The 17,451-nt window shown below is 38.8% G+C and carries 12 protein-coding genes; 4 read left to right on the forward strand and 8 right to left on the reverse strand.

The genetic code is table 11. From position 1 onward, the window contains the following. Positions 1 to 97: 97 nt before the first annotated feature. Positions 98 to 2,080 (reverse strand): peptide ABC transporter substrate-binding protein, encoded by a 1,983-nt coding sequence (locus O3611_RS06435; RefSeq protein WP_371608133.1) that lies wholly within the window; start codon positions 2,078 to 2,080, stop codon positions 98 to 100. Between the two features lie 202 nt (positions 2,081 to 2,282). On the opposite strand from O3611_RS06435, the gene O3611_RS06440 reads away from it, so the two are divergent. After that, on the forward strand, positions 2,283 to 2,765 hold the full coding sequence (locus O3611_RS06440) for an S-ribosylhomocysteine lyase (RefSeq protein WP_006151868.1): 483 nt from the start codon (positions 2,283 to 2,285) through the stop codon (positions 2,763 to 2,765). A 58-nt stretch (positions 2,766 to 2,823) separates the two neighbouring features. Here the strand turns inward: O3611_RS06440 and O3611_RS06445 are convergent, their stop codons facing one another. Beyond that, the gene (locus O3611_RS06445) at positions 2,824 to 4,926 is read right to left on the reverse strand and encodes an AAA family ATPase (RefSeq protein WP_371608134.1); all 2,103 of its coding nucleotides are present in this window, start codon (positions 4,924 to 4,926) and stop codon (positions 2,824 to 2,826) included. Between the two features lie 584 nt (positions 4,927 to 5,510). Then, entirely contained in the window at positions 5,511 to 7,826 is a 2,316-nt protein-coding gene (pflB, locus tag O3611_RS06450) for a formate C-acetyltransferase (protein WP_371608135.1), read from the reverse strand. Between the two features lie 236 nt (positions 7,827 to 8,062). On the opposite strand from pflB, the gene dinB reads away from it, so the two are divergent. Further along, on the forward strand, positions 8,063 to 9,124 hold the full coding sequence (dinB, locus tag O3611_RS06455) for a DNA polymerase IV (protein WP_248034650.1): 1,062 nt from the start codon (positions 8,063 to 8,065) through the stop codon (positions 9,122 to 9,124). A gap of 33 nt (positions 9,125 to 9,157) precedes the next feature. Here dinB and O3611_RS06460 read toward each other — a convergent pair whose 3' ends face one another. Both O3611_RS06460 and O3611_RS06465 read right to left on the reverse strand, forming a co-directional pair. Further along, on the reverse strand, positions 9,158 to 10,003 hold the full coding sequence (locus O3611_RS06460; RefSeq protein ID WP_248034651.1) for an undecaprenyl-diphosphate phosphatase: 846 nt from the start codon (positions 10,001 to 10,003) through the stop codon (positions 9,158 to 9,160). Between the two features lie 61 nt (positions 10,004 to 10,064). Beyond that, positions 10,065 to 11,957: a DUF2207 domain-containing protein gene (locus O3611_RS06465; protein ID WP_371608136.1), complete on the reverse strand. Its 1,893-nt coding sequence runs from the start codon at positions 11,955 to 11,957 to the stop codon at positions 10,065 to 10,067. Positions 11,958 to 12,087: 130 nt separating this feature from the next. Between O3611_RS06465 and O3611_RS06470 the strand changes: the two genes are divergently transcribed. Both O3611_RS06470 and O3611_RS06475 read left to right on the forward strand, forming a co-directional pair. Further along, on the forward strand, positions 12,088 to 13,653 hold the full coding sequence (locus tag O3611_RS06470; protein WP_075232060.1) for an ABC transporter substrate-binding protein/permease: 1,566 nt from the start codon (positions 12,088 to 12,090) through the stop codon (positions 13,651 to 13,653). Further along, positions 13,653 to 14,393, forward strand: coding sequence for an amino acid ABC transporter ATP-binding protein (locus O3611_RS06475; RefSeq protein WP_000081949.1), 741 nt, complete (start codon positions 13,653 to 13,655; stop codon positions 14,391 to 14,393). Before O3611_RS06470 ends, O3611_RS06475 begins: the two co-directional genes overlap by 1 nt. Positions 14,394 to 14,851: 458 nt before the next feature. Here O3611_RS06475 and O3611_RS06480 read toward each other — a convergent pair whose 3' ends face one another. The 3 genes from O3611_RS06480 to ilvA form a co-directional block, all read right to left on the reverse strand. Then, positions 14,852 to 15,067, reverse strand: coding sequence for a hypothetical protein (locus O3611_RS06480; protein WP_001140700.1), 216 nt, complete (start codon positions 15,065 to 15,067; stop codon positions 14,852 to 14,854). 105 nt (positions 15,068 to 15,172) lie between these two features. Then, positions 15,173 to 16,069, reverse strand: coding sequence for an SPFH domain-containing protein (locus tag O3611_RS06485; protein ID WP_371608137.1), 897 nt, complete (start codon positions 16,067 to 16,069; stop codon positions 15,173 to 15,175). An 82-nt stretch (positions 16,070 to 16,151) separates the two neighbouring features. After that, a complete protein-coding gene (gene ilvA / locus O3611_RS06490; RefSeq protein ID WP_371608138.1) occupies positions 16,152 to 17,402 on the reverse strand; it encodes a threonine ammonia-lyase IlvA in 1,251 nt (416 codons plus the stop codon). Between the last annotated feature and the right edge of the window lie 49 nt (positions 17,403 to 17,451).

Raw genomic sequence — 17,451 nt, forward strand, 5'->3', positions numbered from 1 at the left:
TACTTCAATGCAGTGCTTGAACTAATAACCAAAATATCAAACTGATGTCTCAGCAATGATATCAAAAGACCAGACTTTTTGTCCGGCCTCTTTTTTCTTATTTGACATGATTTGCAAGATCTTCTTGCGCTTTTTTATTAGATTCTTCTTTTTCTTTCTTCCATTTATCTTGAGCTTTTTGATATTCATCAGCAGTTACTGGTTTATCTTGAAGTTCAAGGTACTTGTACAAGAGGGCTTCACTCATACCCTTGTTACCTGAGTATGCAAATGGAAGGGTGAATGGTACCATCTTAGACAACATTGGACGTCCAGTTTTAGAAGTTGTTGGAATAATCAATGCACTATCTGTCAACCAAGCTTGGGCTGCAGCATATTTATCATAACGTTTTGAAACGTCAGTGTCTTCATTTCCAGCTTCAACAACCATCTTTTCGTAATCTTCCAAACCAACTTGTTTGGCGGCAGCGTTATTTGTACCTGAATCAAATCCTAGGTAAGTCTTAGTATTTTCACCTACTGATGGTTTGATGATATCAAGGTATGTAGATGGGTCGATGTAGTCCGGAGACCAACCAACGTTATCTGAAAGATCCCAATCTTCCCCAGCAGCTGATTCTGCAAAGTAAGTGACATTGAGAACTTCATCTTTTTGAAGTTGTTGGATATCAATAACGACATTGTCAGTTCCTAATGTTGCTTCAAGCGATTGTTTCAATGATTGAACACGTTGAACTTTTGTAGTATTGGTTTGGTCAACTGGCATATCCAAGTGGATTGGGAATTGAACACCCTCCGCTTGGAGAGCTGTCTTAGCCTTAGCAAACTCTGCTTTTGCTTTTTCAGGATTGTAAAGACCGTCTTGAGCGTCTTCTAGATTAACATCTTTCCACTCATCACCATAGGTCACCAATTTTTCCTTAACTAAGTCACCAAAGTTTTTACCATCTGCTTGAACAAATGTTGGTGGTACGAACAAGTTACGAAGGAGTTTGCTTGCTCCACTTTCTCCATTAACTTGAGAAGCATAAGCTTTTCTATCAAAACCAAAGGCGATGGCTTGACGGAAGTCTTTGTTAAGAAGAGCTTTCTTAGTTGAAGTCTTTTGCTCGTCTGTAGTCTTAGAAGTATATTTGTAAGACTGACGGTCAATATTCGTACCGACTAAGAAAGTTGTAGAATCTTGTGTTGTATAAACGATGTTATCCTTAAACTCTTTTTCAAGTTCAGAGTAGCTTCCACTTGTTGGGAAGAGAAGGGCCATTGAGAAACCACCATCTTTAAAGGTTTCTGCAAGTTTGTTATTGTCTTGACCATCCCAGAATGAAAGTTTTACTTTATCAATATGAACATTGTCCTTATCCCAGTAGTTTGGATTCTTTTCAAATTCTACTGAAGATTTTGCTACCAATGATTTCAACAAGAAAGGACCGTTGTAAAGAATACTGCTTGGATCTGTTGCTTTAGCAAAGTCACTTCCTTTAGAAGTAAGGAATTCTTCATTGACTGGTGCAAGAATTCCCATGGTTGTCTTAGAGTTCCAGAAGCTTTCTGGTTTGTTCAAAGTGTATTGAACTGTTTGATCATCTACAGCCTTGATTCCAACTTCTGAGAAGTCTTTAACTTCACCTTTTACATAAGCATCCAAACCTTTAATAGATTCTTGAACAAGATAAAGGGCTTCTGACTTATTGTCAGCAGCATACTTAAGACCTGTTACAAAGTCTTGCGCTTTAACTGGTGCATACTCTTCGCCTTCAGAAGTGTACCACTTAGCATCTTTACGGATTGTGTAAGTGTAAGTCAACCCGTCTTTAGACACTGACCAATCTTCTGCCAAAGATGGCACGAAGTTACCGTAGCGGTCATTCTCCATCAAACCGTCAACGACATTACTTGTGATATTAGCAACCGCAGCCTTACCAGTTGTCAGATAGTTGAGACTATCTGGATCTGTTTCATAAACATAAGAAAAAGTTTTCTCACCCTTTGCACTAGAGCCTGAACCTGAACAAGCTGCCAAAACACCAGACGCTAACAGAGTCACCCCTGCTAGGGCCATTACTTTTGAAAATTTCATAATAAACTCCTTTTTGACTTTTTATACATTATAATCCCTTTTCAGCCAAGTGTCAATACAATTTTCAGAATTTTTCAAATTGATTTAAAAACATTTTTATGAGAAACTTTTCTAAAAACCAACTGAGAAAAAGTTCTTTTATTGACAGTTCTCAAACAAATCTTTATGATATAATGAAAAGAGAAAATTGAAAGGAAATACCATGTCAAAAGAAGTTATTGTTGAAAGTTTTGAACTCGATCACACCATTGTTAAAGCACCGTATGTCCGTTTAATCGGAGAAGAAACAGGTCCTAAGGGAGATATCATTTCTAACTTTGATATTCGCTTGGTTCAACCAAATGAGGACTCTATCCCTACTGCTGGACTTCATACTATTGAGCACCTCTTGGCTAAGCTAATCCGTACTCGCATCGACGGTATGATCGATTGTTCACCATTTGGTTGTCGTACAGGGTTCCATATGATTATGTGGGGACGTCATACTAGCGCAGAAATCGCTGCTGTCATCAAGGATTCACTCAAAGAAATCGCTGAAACAACAACTTGGGAAGATGTCCCAGGAACAACCATTGAATCTTGTGGTAACTACAAGGATCATAGCCTATTTTCAGCTAAAGAATGGGCAAAATTGATTCTCCAACAAGGAATCTCAGACGATGCCTTTGAACGTCATGTCATCTAATAATAAAAAAGAAACCAGCTTTTGAACTGGTTCCTTTTTTTATTTTCAAAATCTTGATTTAGGCTTTTTCACGAATGACCAAAACACCATCTTCCATGTCAGCTTCTAGGTGTTTAGCATCAAGGTTATCCAAGTGGAAGTCTGTGACTTTGTCACGGATTTGTTGTTCAATCACACGACGGAGTGGACGAACACCCATGACTTCATCGTAACCTTCTTCAGTCATGTATTCTTTAGCAGCTTCGCTCACTACCAAGTCAATGTCTTTCTTAGAAAGCGTCTTGTTAACTTCAACCAACATAAGGTCTACAATCTTAGAAAGATCTTCTTTGCTCAAGTGTGAGAATTCGATGACAGCATTGAAACGGTTAAGGAATTCTGGACGGAAGTAAGGTTTCAAACGATCCATAAGTTCTGGTTTATCAGCATCTTCTGTCAAGTTAGCTTCGTAACCAAAGCCTGCGTTTGAAGTTGCGATAATCACCGTATTCTTGAAGTTGACAGTGTTACCTTGACCATCTGTCAAACGACCATCGTCCAAAACTTGGAGGAGAAGGGTGATGACTTGAGGGTCAGCCTTTTCAATCTCATCCAAAAGTACGATTGAGTATGGATTGCGACGGACGCGTTCTGTCAAGGTATTGTTGTTGTCATCGTAACCAACATAACCTGCAGTTGTACCAATCAATTTAGATACGGCTGTACGGTCGCTATATTCTGACATGTCCAAACGGATGATGGCATCTTTCGTTCCGAACATATCAAGAGCCAATTGTTTGGCCAACTCAGTCTTACCAACACCAGTAGGACCTACAAAGAGGAAGCTACCGATTGGACGGTTACCTTCATCAAAACCAGCACGGTTACGACGGATAGCTTTTGCTACTGCCTCAACAGCTTTGTCTTGACCGATAACTTTCGTTTGCAAACGGTGACCCATATCTTTCAATCGTTCAATATCGGTTGCACCCATTTGTGATACTGGGATTCCAGTCATCCGTTCGACAGACTCAGCTACATCATTTACAGTGGCTGTAACCTTGTGATCTTCTGTATGATTAGCAATTTGTTTTTCAAGTTCTTCGATACGAATTTTTGCATTAAGGGCTGCTTCGTAATCTTCTTTAGCAGCTGCAGCTTCTTGTTTAGCTTTTTCTTCTTCAATTTCATGTTCCACAGCATGTACATCTGTCACTGGGTGTTGTGCTGCCAAGTGAGCAGCTGTCACATCTACCAAGTCTATAGCCTTATCTGGCAAGCTACGTTGTGGAATATATTGAACAGAATAATCAACAGCCGCTTTCAATACTTCATCTGGCAAGATAACATTGTGGTGTTGTTGATAAAGATCACGGATCCCTTGGAGAATCTTGAAAGTATCTTCAGCAGATGGTACATTAACTTTTACTTCGTTGAAACGACGAGCAAGAGCAGCATTTTTCAAAATAGTGTTGCGATATTCATCTTGAGTTGTTGCTCCAATCACTGTCAATTCACCACGTGAAAGAGCTGGTTTCAAAATATCAGCAAGCCCCTTAGATCCTTGACCATCCCCTGTGCTACCTGCACCAAGGATTTGGTGGATTTCATCGAAGAAGAGGATAATATTTCCAGCTTCTTTAACTTCTTTTACCAAGTTCTGAATATTTTCTTCAAAGCTACCACGGTATTGAGTACCAGCTTCAAGTCCAGAAATATCAATAGAAATGATTTCTTTGTTCTTGATTGCTGCTGGAACATCACCATTCACAATAGCTTGAGCCAATCCTTCAACTACTGCCGTTTTACCAACACCAGCATCCCCGACAAGAACTGGGTTATTCTTTGTACGACGAGAAAGGATTTCAGATGTTTCTTGAATCTCCTTATTACGTCCAATAACCGGATCTAGCTTGCCTTCACGTGCTTCTGCTGTTAAGTTACGTCCAAGTTTTGAAAGAATACCATCTTGTTTCATTGCTTTACCTTGAACGTATTGAGATTGATCACTTCCTTCACTTGGCAGTTGCCCTGTTTGACGATAAATCGCGAACTCTTCCGGAGTTACCTCACGACCGTTAATCAAGTAACGACGATTTTCAGAACTATATCCACGCATACCGCCCATTAATTGGTTAAATAAATCATCCATGTTGTTAAAGTTATTAAAGTTGTTATTCATATTTCATACCTCGTTTGTTTTCAAAATTAGTTAGTCAAAACAATTTGACTTTCTCTGACCTTTGTTTTAAAAAATTTAGACTAGCTATTTGCTACTCTACGTATAATTTCAGGTTTTTCTTTATCCAATACAGGTTTTGTAATTGGACTTCTAAAAATACTAATGTTCATCATAGGTTGTACCTCTTTTCTAGGTTTTACCCATACTTTGATCTTAAGATAGTATATACAATCATCTTAAAATCAAGGTTTTCTAAGGACTTTCCTTATCCTTATGTTCTTAGTATATCACTTTGGTCAGTTTTAGTCAAGAAGTTTGACCAAGTTTGACTATTATTTTTTTAAAAAATTTATGGTACTGAAGATATAAAATATGAAAATATCTTTTACTTATCTTTTTTTCGAGTAAGAGCTGGTTTTCAAGCTTCACTGATGATAAACAGCAATGATAGCCTAACAATGTTGACCTTAGGAAGTGGATTCCTATGTCTAGAAAATAAATTTCCAACTGTAAATTTATAACGATATTTATTCAAATCAAAAAAGCCAGTCATCAGACTGGCTAGTTTTTAGTATTGCTGAATTTTATAGCAATGCATCATCCATTGAAAGAACTTCGTGGAAGACACGTTGTGTCAATTCAGTTTTTTGTTCTGGAGTGAGGTACTTAGTATTTACACAGTATCCTGAGATACGTACGATTACGTCTTCACCTGACATGATCTTTTCGTAAACATCGTTCAAGTCCATAACGTTCAAGTTAACGTGTTGTCCACCGTTTTCGAAGTAACCATCAAGGATTGTTACCAAGTTATCAACTTGTTCGTCACGAGTTTTACCAAGAGCACGTGGTGATACTTGAGTTGTCAATGAGATACCGTCAGCTGCATAACCAAAGTCAAGGCTAGCAAGTGAGTTCAAGTTTTGCAACCATCCACCTTTAGCTTTGTTAGATGGGTTAGCACCTGGTGAGAAGAATTCAAGTTTAGACAAGTTCACAGAACCATCTTCGTTGAGGTATACACCTTTGTGGACTGGAGAGTTACCAGTTTGTTTAGAGTAAGCAACGTTAGATGTGATTGTCAAAAGTGATACAGTAGCTTCTGCGTCTTTGTAAAGTTTGTGGCTACGTAGACGAGTTGTGTAAGCTTCGATCAACCATTCTGCCAATTCGTTTGAACGTGGGTCATCTTCACCCCAACGTGGGTATTCACCGATTGTTTCGTAATCGTAGATGTAGCCATTTTCATCACGGATTGGTTTAACTGTAGCGTATTTGATAGCTGACAATGTGTCAACAGTGTTAGCGAATCCACAGATACCGAATCCCATGTTTGCACGTTGTTTAGTTGGCAAGAAGGCCATTTGAACAGCTTCGTAGTTGTACTTATCAGTCATGTAGTGGATGATGTTCAAAGCATCTACGTAAGTGTCAGTCAACCAGTCAAGAGATTTTTCAAAGTTAGCTTTAACTGATTCGAATTCAAGGACTTCGTCACGGATTGGTTCGATGTCAAATACTTTGTAGTCTTTATGAACATCGTCGTAACCACCGTTCAAACCAGTAAGAAGAGCTTTAAGAACGTTAACGCGAGCACCGAAGTACTGGATGTTGTGACGTTGTTCTTCATTTTCTGGGTCAAGTGGAGATACACAACATGAGATACAGCTCATTTCACCATATCCATCTTTAGCCATTGTTGTAACACCTTCATATTGGATTGAAGAGTGTTTGTGGCTCATGTGCATACAGTAGCGACGGAAGTTGTATGGCAATTTGTCAGTCCAAAGAACTGTCAAGTTTGGTTCTGGAGAGTTACCGATGTTATCAAGAGTGTTCAAGAAACGGTAGTCCATCTTAGTAACACGGTGACGACCGTCGTTACCCATACCAGCCATAGAAGTTGTGATGAAGGTTGGGTCACCTGAGTACAATTGGTCATAAGCTTTTGTACGAGCAAATTTAACTGTACGAAGTTTCATAACGAAATCATCAACAAATTCTTGGATTTCTGATTCAGTAAATGTACCACGAGCAAGGTCACGTTCTGCAAAGATATCCAATACGATTGGCACACGTCCAAGAGATGTAGCCGCACCGTTGATAACACGGCAGACAGCCATAAAGGCGATGTTAACCCATTGGATTGCTTCTTTAACGTTCATCGCTGGTTTGCGAACGTCAACTCCATAAAGGTCACCCAAGCGAACAACTTGTTGCAATGCTTGGTATTGAAGGTTGATTTCTTCACGAAGACGGATTGTTTCTTCATCGATTTCTTCGATTGAGTTCCAGTCGTTTACTTTTTCTTGCATCAAGTAATCTGCACCGTAAAGAGCAAGACGTGCGTAAACACCGATGATACGTCCACGTGAGTATGCATCTGGAAGACCAGTTACAGTGTGTGCGTGACGAGCGCGACGGATATTTGAAGTGTAAGCACGGAAGATACCGTCATTAACAGTTGTTACGTATTTAGTGAAGATTTCGTGAACAGCTGGATCTGGTTCGTATCCATTTTCTTTCAAAGTAGTTTCAGCCATACGGATACCACCTTTTGGCATGAAGTTCAATTTGAAGAGTTCATCGTTTTGGATACCATAAATCAATTCGTTTTCTTTGTCGATAAATCCAGCAGGAATATCAGCAATAGAAGTTGGACGAGTGTCCATTGGGAAACGAGTTTCTTCGTAGTGTGCTTTAGTTTCTTCTACGATTTTTTTGATGTGGAGTGAACGTTCTGTTGGTCCTGCAAGGAAGCTTTCATCTCCATCATAAGGAGTGTAGTTTGCTTGTACAAAGCGTGATACACTTGCTTTTTCTTTCCAGTCAACACCTTTAAAGCCTTCCCAAGCTTTGTCAAAAATGTCCTGTGCTTCAACAACTGTCTTAACAACCATGTTAATTCCTCTTTTTTCTTTCTAGTAACAGCCATCTGTTACATTCATGTATTCAGTATAACACACAGTAAACGATTTCAACAACTAAAAACTCACTTTTTTAATACTTTCTTTTCTAATACAGTTCAAAATATATCACAAACTGTATTATATTTTTGAAAGAGATTATTTGATTTTCATTTTTTCAGAAAAAGAGTATAATAAAATTAAACAAACTAGCACTGAGAGGTTTCTCCATGTTGATTTTTCCACTAATGAATGATTTATCTCGTAAAATCATCCATATTGACATGGATGCCTTTTTTGCTGCTGTTGAAATTCGAGACAATCCCAAACTTAAAGGGAAGCCAGTTGTGATTGGCAGTGACCCTAGAAAAACTGGTGGTCGCGGTGTTGTTTCTACCTGTAGCTATGAAGCACGAGCATTTGGCATCCACTCAGCCATGAGTTCTAAAGAAGCCTATGAACGTTGTCCTCAAGCAGTTTTCATTTCTGGAAACTACGACAAATATACTGCTGTCGGTCAACAGATTCGAGCTATTTTCAAACGTTATACGGATAATATCGAGCCTATGAGTATCGATGAAGCTTATCTAGACGTGACTGAAAACAAACTCGGCATCAAGTCCGCTGTTAAAATCGCTCGACTAATCCAACAAGATATTTGGCAAGAACTTCATCTGACTGCTTCTGCTGGTGTGTCTTATAATAAATTCTTAGCTAAAATAGCCAGCGATTACCAAAAACCTCGAGGTCTGACAGTTATTCTCCCTGATGAAGCTGAAGATTTTCTCAAACAAATGGATATCGCTAAATTCCACGGTGTAGGTAAGAAAACAGTTGAGAAATTGCATCAAATGGGGGTATTTACAGGTGCTGATCTTTTAAAAATTTCTGAAATTAGTCTCATTGATCGTTTTGGTCGACTCGGTTTTGACTTGTATCGCAAGGCTCGTGGCATTGATAATTCTCCCGTCAAATCCAATCGCATTCGTAAGTCTATTGGAAAAGAAAAAACTTATAGTAAAATTCTCAATCTAGAAGAGGATATCAAAAAAGAGCTAACTCTCCTTTCGGAAAAAGTTGCCCTGAGTCTTCAAAAACATGAAAAATCTGGAAAGATTATTATTTTAAAAATCCGCTATGCTGACTTCTCTACAATGACTAAGCGGAAAAGCTTATCTCAAAAGATCCAAGATGCTGAAACTATTTCACAAATGGCTATCCAACTTTACGAATCTCTGACAGATAAAGATAAAGACGTTCGCTTATTGGGTGTCACTGTGACTGGATTTTAAAACCTTGAAGGAAGCTTCCCTCAAGGCTTTTTCTTATACAAATAATCGAACAAAGCTATAAAGTAGTAATACACTACCTAGGACAATACGGTATTTACCAAACATCGTAAAGTCGTGTTTTTTCACATAGCTAGTTAAGAAACGGATAGCAACCATGCTGACTGCAAAGGCTACTACCATAGCAACTAGAAGTAAGAAGAATTGACCAAAACTCAACACTTCTCCTGCTTTGATAAATTTAAAAATCTTCAAAGCACTAGCTCCAAACATAACTGGAATTCCTAGATAGAAGGTGAACTCAGTTACCACTGAACGACTAGTACCGTTCAACAAACCACCGACGATAGTGGCACCTGAACGGCTAGTTCCTGGTAAAAGAGCCAACACTTGGAAAAGACCGATATAAAGGGCTGTTTTATAAGGTAATTTGTCCAACTCTGTGACTGTTGGCTCAATCGCTTGCGCTTTGTTGCGTTTTTCAAGATAGATAAAGGCCACCCCATAAACAATCAACATAATAGCCACTGACACCATATTATGAAAATGAGTATCAAACCAGTCATCGAACTTAAAGACAAGGAGAAGAGGAAGAGTCGCTACAAAAACTTTGGACCATAACTGCCAAGTTCTACGGATTTCCACTTTATCCTTACCAGGTTTGAAGGGATTAAGCTTGTTAAAGTAGATAACCATAACCGCTAAAATAGCTCCGAGTTGAATAACTACGTTAAACATAGACATGAAGGCTTCACTCTGGTCTTTATACTGGATAAATTCTTCTGCTAAAATCAGGTGACCAGTGCTTGAAATCGGCAACCATTCCGTGATTCCTTCAACAATACCAAAAAAGATAGATTTTAAAATTTCAATAAGATACATAGATAACTCCTTTTTCTATCCTCCATTATATCATACTTTTATAAGCTGTGTTTAGTTTTCTTTAAAAGGCACCGATGCTGCCGCCACCACCGCCGCCAGAAAATCCACCACCAGAACTTCCACTACTAGAAGATACTGAGTAAGTACTTGCCGTATTTGCGACACTGGCATAATGGCTCATTTGCGCTGTTGAATGATAAAACATGCTATGCCAGCCATAGGCTACATAGAGATTGATATCTGGATTTTCAACTTGGATCTGGTGAACCTTCATCAAATGGCTAACCTTGTCAGCATATCCAAACAAAGTTGCATAAACTAATAGACGATTCCAAACAACAATACTTTCTAATTCTACTTGATCCAGTTGTGCAATCTCACGTAACATATTTTCAAAACTGGTCCAGAGATAATAGACTTCCGCTCCTGCTTCATTTAGAACACCATCACGATTATCTAGTCGAATCTTCCAATAGTAGAAAGCAGCCAAAACTAAACCTATTAAGCCAAGTATTGGCAAGGGGAAATAAAGATAGCCATGAACGTCCAAGCTGTACAAGAACAAACCAAATCCGATGATTAGTGGGAAAATAGTAGAAACACCCATGCTCACTTGCAAGACCTTTTCCACGCTAGTCAAGGGACGATAATAAGCTGGTAGCCCCAAGAAAGAGACTCGGTCCTTGACCCCGTCTTGCATCTCTTTCAATGCTCTTTCAAAAGAATATTTGAGTTTACGGCCTTTTGTTTGAATCCGTTTTTCATCAGTAGCTTTCGCTCCACGGTAAAGGTTCTCAGAAATCTTATAATCTGCAAACAAATTGGAAACAGCAACTTCTTTTTTACCTGAAAAGGCCAGATTTAGACAGATCCTCTCAAAGCTTGACAAACCATCTTCTTTTACCAGCCTCAAGCCAACTGCGTCTCCTTCTGAAATAATAGAGATATTCCCACGGTCTATCACATCTAACAAGGTAGCTTGAATAAGTTGGTCAAAGGTGAATTTTCCTGCTCCTTTGGTTAGAGGACTCACTTCCTCTAAGGAGGTCGAGTAGACAGCCTCTGATAAAACCATAGGCTCTAATTCCATCGGTGGTTCATAGAGACGATGATTTTTGGCATATTTGACGGAAGGAGTGGTTTTTCTTCTATAGACAAAATAGAAGCAGATACTCAATAACAAGGAGATGGAAAGTATTGAAGGAAACACCCAAGTAACGAGTTGTTTACTCTGATCTTTTTCTCTAACAATCGACTCTTCTATCTTATTAAACTCTTCTAAACGATTCCCTTTTAAGCCCTGATCTGTAGCGCTAGCAAAATCAGTTCGAGGCCAGTAGGCATGCAACTCAACTCCGCGCCTAGACGGAAGATTGTCTAAACGAATCGTATAGTCATGACCACTCTGTTCAATCCTTCCCTCTCTATAGAGTTGCCCTGTGTGGAAAAAGAGTTTTTCGGCCCCATTATCTCCCATCACATGAAACTCAAATTTTTCAATAGATTCTGAACTATCTGTTAAGGGTTGCCAATTTAATTCAGCGATATCATCATATAAGAAAAGAAGATTTTTCAATTGCCAGGTAAGTTCAACTTCAACCCTATCCCCTTCCTGACCTGGATTATAAACTTTAACAGTATAACCATTCGTTTCTTCTGTTACTTCGCTAGTAAGATTTTCGATTTTATGACCATTTTTAGAGGCCTCAACCTTTGGCTGAGGATCAATATAAAATCTGCTAGGCATCTTGCCTGCACGACCAAGTCCCACGATTTGGCCATTAAAATCATCCTCAAACTGGTAAACTATCTTCTGACTAAATTCCGCTGTATTGTCTGCATGAATATACAGTTCTCCTTTATAGGATGGAATGCTATAATCCAAGGCAAAAACCAGTTTGGGAACAATTATCAGACAAGTAAATATAAGTACTATTAACCATCTTTTTTTCATAATATAGCCTCTTTTGACCTTTTTCTCATTATATCATTTTTTTACAAGTAAGGGTTTACTAAGATTGAAAAAGTTCCGCTTTTTCGATACAATAGAGAGAAGCAATTTTAGACTAGAGATAGGAGAAATCATGAAAAAATTATGCTTAACTATCCTTGCTAGCCTGGCCCTTACTTTAGGACTAGTTAGCCAGGTCCAAGCCGATGAATATTTACGCATCGGTATGGAGGCAGCCTACGCACCTTTTAACTGGACTCAAGATGACGACAGTAACGGCGCTGTCAAAATCGATGGAACCAACCAATATGCTAATGGTTACGACGTCCAAATAGCTAAAAAGATTGCTAAGGACCTAGGTAAAGAGCCCTTGGTTGTTAAAACCAAGTGGGAAGGACTTGTTCCAGCCCTTACTTCTGGTAAGATTGATATGATCATTGCAGGTATGAGCCCAACTGCTGAACGCAAACAAGAAATTGCATTTTCAAGCAGCTACTATACTAGCGAACCAGTGCTTTTGGTCAAAAAAGATTCTGCCTATGCTAACGCCAAATCATTAGATGACTTTAGCGGAGCAAAAATCACTTCTCAACAAGGTGTTTACCTTTATGATTTGATTTCACAAATCTCAGGCGCTCAGAAGGAAACTGCCATGGGAGATTTTGCTCAAATGCGTCAAGCTCTTGAAGCTGGTGTCATTGATGCCTATGTTTCTGAACGACCAGAAGCCCTAACTGCCGAATCAGCAAACGCTAAGTTCAAAATGATTCAGCCTGAACCTGGTTTTAAAACTGGAGAAGAGGATACCTCTATCGCTATCGGTCTTCGTAAAGACGACGAACGTATCAGCCAAATCAATGCCAGTATTGAAACCATTTCTAAAGATGAACAAGTTGCTCTCATGGATCGTATGATCAAAGAGCAACCAGCAGAATCTACAACGACAGAAGAAAGCAACAGTAATTTCTTTGGCCAAGTCGCTAAAATTCTAACTGAAAACTGGCAACAACTCTTGCGTGGTGCCGGTATTACCCTTCTCATTTCAATTATCGGTACCATCGTTGGTCTCGCTATCGGTCTTGCCATCGGTGTTTTCCGTACGGCACCTCTATCTGAAAACCAATTTATATTTGGTATCCAAAAACTAATCGGTTGGATTCTCAATATCTATATTGAAATTTTCCGTGGAACACCTATGATTGTACAATCTATGGTTATCTACTATGGAACTGCCCAAGCTTTCGGGATCAACCTAGACCGTACGCTAGCTGCTATCTTTATTGTTTCTATCAATACCGGTGCCTACATGACCGAAATCGTTCGTGGTGGTATTTTGTCTGTTGATAAGGGACAATTTGAAGCGGCAACTGCACTTGGTATGACTCATAACCAGACCATGCGTAAGATCGTTTTGCCTCAAGTTGTTAGAAATATTCTACCAGCGACTGGTAATGAGTTCGTCATCAACATCAAGGATACTTCTGTATTGAACGTTATCTCTGTAGTAGAACTTTACTTCTCAGGAAATACAGTAGCAACACAAACCTACCAGTACTTCCAAACCTTTACCATCATAGCAGTTATCTACTTTGTCCTCACCTTCACAGTAACGCGTATCCTCCGCTTCATCGAAAAACGTATGGATATGGATACCTACACGACAGGTGCTAACCAAATGCAAACGGAGGATTTGAAATAATGAGTCAACCAATCCTTGAAATCAAACACCTCAAAAAATCCTACGGGCAAAACGAGGTCCTAAAAGATATCTCTCTCACTATTCACAAAGGTGAAGTGATTTCTATCATCGGTAGTTCTGGTAGCGGTAAATCAACCTTCCTACGTTCTATCAATCTTCTCGAAACACCAACTGAAGGTGAAATCCTTTATCACGGTGAAAATGTCCTCGAGAAAGGCTATAATCTCACTCACTATCGTGAAAAACTAGGTATGGTTTTCCAATCCTTTAACCTCTTTGAAAATCTCAATGTTCTTGAAAATACGATTGTTGCACAGACAACCGTTCTCAAACGTGAACGATCAGAAGCAGAGAAAATTGCTAAAGAAAACCTTGAAAAAGTTGGAATGGGAGAGCGCTACTGGCAAGCTAAACCTAAGCAACTTTCAGGTGGTCAAAAGCAACGTGTAGCCATTGCTCGCGCGCTTTCTATGAATCCTGATGCCATTCTCTTTGACGAGCCTACTTCAGCCCTTGACCCTGAAATGGTCGGTGAAGTTCTAAAAATCATGCAAGAACTAGCTCAAGAAGGCTTGACAATGATCGTTGTAACCCACGAAATGGAATTTGCTCGTGACGTATCACACCGTGTCATCTTTATGGACAAAGGTGTTATTGCAGAAGAAGGCAAACCTGAAGATTTATTTACAAATCCTAAAGAGGAACGTACAAGAGAATTTTTACAACGCTATTTAGGATAAGACAAAAGCGGTTGGATAAACCTCTTAAACCAAGAGTTGTTTTCCTATCCAATCCCCAATCAACATTGAGTCAAAGGCTCATAAATATAAAAATCAAGGTCGGAGTTTTTTATTCCGACCTCTTTTTATATACTTTAAAAATCACTTTTATCCCTTCTTCTGTTTCCTGAACAAGTATTGCTTGTAGCTATACTCCTAATCTTTTATTTGATTTTCATGAGTGATACTCAATGAAAATCAAATAGCAAACTAGGAAACGAGCCGCAGGATGTACTTGAGTACGGCAAGGCGAAGCTGACGTGGTTTGAATTTGATTTTCGAAGAGTATGAGATCACTCAGCTCCCTGTCAACCTAGTTCATTCTAACAAATAGATTTGTTGAGCAGGTCATAGCATGGCTATTTCGCCGTTCCATAAATAAAAGCAGACCCTAATTAGAGTCTGCTGGTATCCAAAGATTAATCTTCAAATTTTTCATGATTTTTTTCATAGAAATCAATTAATCCAAGGGCTGTTTCAAAGGAAATATTTTTAACTTTTGCACGTCCTTGAGCTAGAGCAATGATAGACATTTCACGTGCATTCGTTTCTTTAGAAATACGATAACCAGTGATCTTCTTATCACGAACCCAGCTAACAACTGATTCTACTTTTTCAAAGTTAGTCTTAGCCATGTTTTTCTCCTATTTTATTCTTTACGATATTTAATTGTATACGTTTTTATGGCATTTGTCAATAAAAAAACATATATCCAATCAAATAAGACGTTAAGATTTAGTTTACTTGGCTTTTAAAGCCGATAATATATGGGTTCGTATATCTTCAACTCCGTTAGGATTTGCTGGTAAGAAAATTGTATTATTACCTTGTTTTTCTGCAAAATTATTCAATGTATCTAAATACTGGTTAGTTAACAAGATTGACATGATTTGCTCTTCAGTTAATTCAACATTGGCTCCTTTTAACTCTTTAATAGAATCAGCAAGTCCATCAACAATTGCTTTTCGTTGCTCTGCGATCCCCACACCATGTAGGCGGTCCTTTTCTGCCTCTGCTTCAGCCGCTGTTACGATCTTAATTTTATCTGCTTCGGCCAATTCTTGTGCTGCTACTCTCTTACGTTGAGCAGCATTGATTTCATTCATCGATTGCTTGACTTCCGCATCCGGCTCTACTTTGGTAATGAGCGTTTTGACGATAATGTACCCATACGTTGACATTTCTTCCGCTACTTGTTTTTGAACTTCTAATGCAATTTCATCCTTTTTCTCAAACAATTCATCCAAAGTTAACTTAGGAACTGATGAGCGCAATGCGTCTTCAATATAAGATTTGATTTGAGCCTCAGGTCTCATTAGTTTATAGTAAGCATCTGTAACATTTTGTTCATTTACTCGGTACTGTGTCGCAACATTCATCGTCACAAATACGTTATCTTGAGTCTTGGTTTCCACAATGATTTCACTTTGCAAGAGACGCAGTTGTACACGAGCTGCAATTTTATCAATCCCAAATGGTGCTCTTAGGTGAATACCACTATTGCTCAATTTTTGATACTTACCAAATCGTTCAATGATAGCTACTGATTGTTGGCGAACAACATAGATTGAGCTCATTAATATAGCTCCTACAATAAGCATTAGAATAATTAGAACAAGTATAACTTTTAAAACCATGGGAATCTCCCCCTTTCTTCACTTACATTATAGCACTAGTAAATAGGTTAGGCAAATAATATGATAAAAATTTCATAGCATATTAAACAAGCATATTATATAGGGTCTCATTCCCATTCAAGTTAATATAAGACGGGTCGAATTTTTCCATCCGGTGAATCAATCCCGCATAATCATGTTTATCAGCAAGTGCAATCCCTATTAGTACTGGACCAGTTCCCTTGCTAGCTCGTTTGATATATTCAAAACGAGTAATATCATCATGAGGTCCTAAGATATCATTTACAAACTCTCGAAGTGCTCCCGGACGTTGTGGGAAATTCACTACAAAGTAATGCTTGATACCATCATAAATCAAGGCACGTTCTTCCATCTCTGGCATACGGTTGATGTCATTATTCCCTCCAGAAATGATACAACAAATAGTCTTGCCCTTAATATAATCGGATAATACTTCTAGAGCTGCAACACTAGCAGCACCCGCAGGTTCTGCTACGATACCTTGTTTAGAATAAAGATCAATTAAGGTCTCAGAAATCAAACCTTCATCCACTCCGATAAGAGTTTCTACATGTTTGCGTGTTGCTTCATAGGTCAACTGCCCTACCTTTTGCACGGCAATTCCATCCGCAAACTTATCAATTTCTTTAAGTTTAACCGGTCCTCCAGCTTCAAAGGCCGCCTTCATAGAACGAGCACCTTCAGCCTCTACTCCAATGACCTCAATCTGAGGATTTGTTTCTTTAATATAAGTAGAAACACCTGAAATGAGACCTCCGCCTCCAACAGGTACCAAGACAGTATCAAATTCAATAGATTCTTTACGAGCTTCTTCTAAAATTTCATAGGCTACCGTACCCTGACCAGCTTGAACATAGGGATCATCAAAGGGGTCAATAAAAGTACGATTTTCAGCTACGGTAAAGTCTTGAGCAGCCTTGGCTGAAGCATCAAAAGTATCCCCTACTAATTTAATGGTTACAAAATCACCACCAAAGAAACGAACCTGACCAATTTTCTGTTGAGGTGTCGTAATTGGCATAAAGATTGTTGCAGGAATCTTCATCTCATTACATGTGTAGGCAACTCCTTGAGCGTGATTGCCCGCTGAAGCACACACTACACCACGTTCACGCTCCTCTTTTGTCAATTGGGAAATAGCGTAATAAGCCCCACGAATTTTAAAAGAACGGACACGTTGAGCATTTTCCTTTTTAAGATAAATTTTCGCTCCGTATTTTTCGGATAAATAATGATCGTAGTCAAGTGGTGTATTGGCTACTACACCATTCAAAATCTTGTGGGCTTTCACCACATCTTTTGCACTTAGCATAATCTCCTCCTAGATGAGTTTTCAAGATAAAAAGCGAGTTAGGTTCCCC

The sequence above is a fragment of the Streptococcus sp. 27098_8_91 genome (genome assembly GCF_041432385.1).
In the GTDB taxonomy this organism is placed as follows: Bacteria; Bacillota; Bacilli; order Lactobacillales; family Streptococcaceae; genus Streptococcus.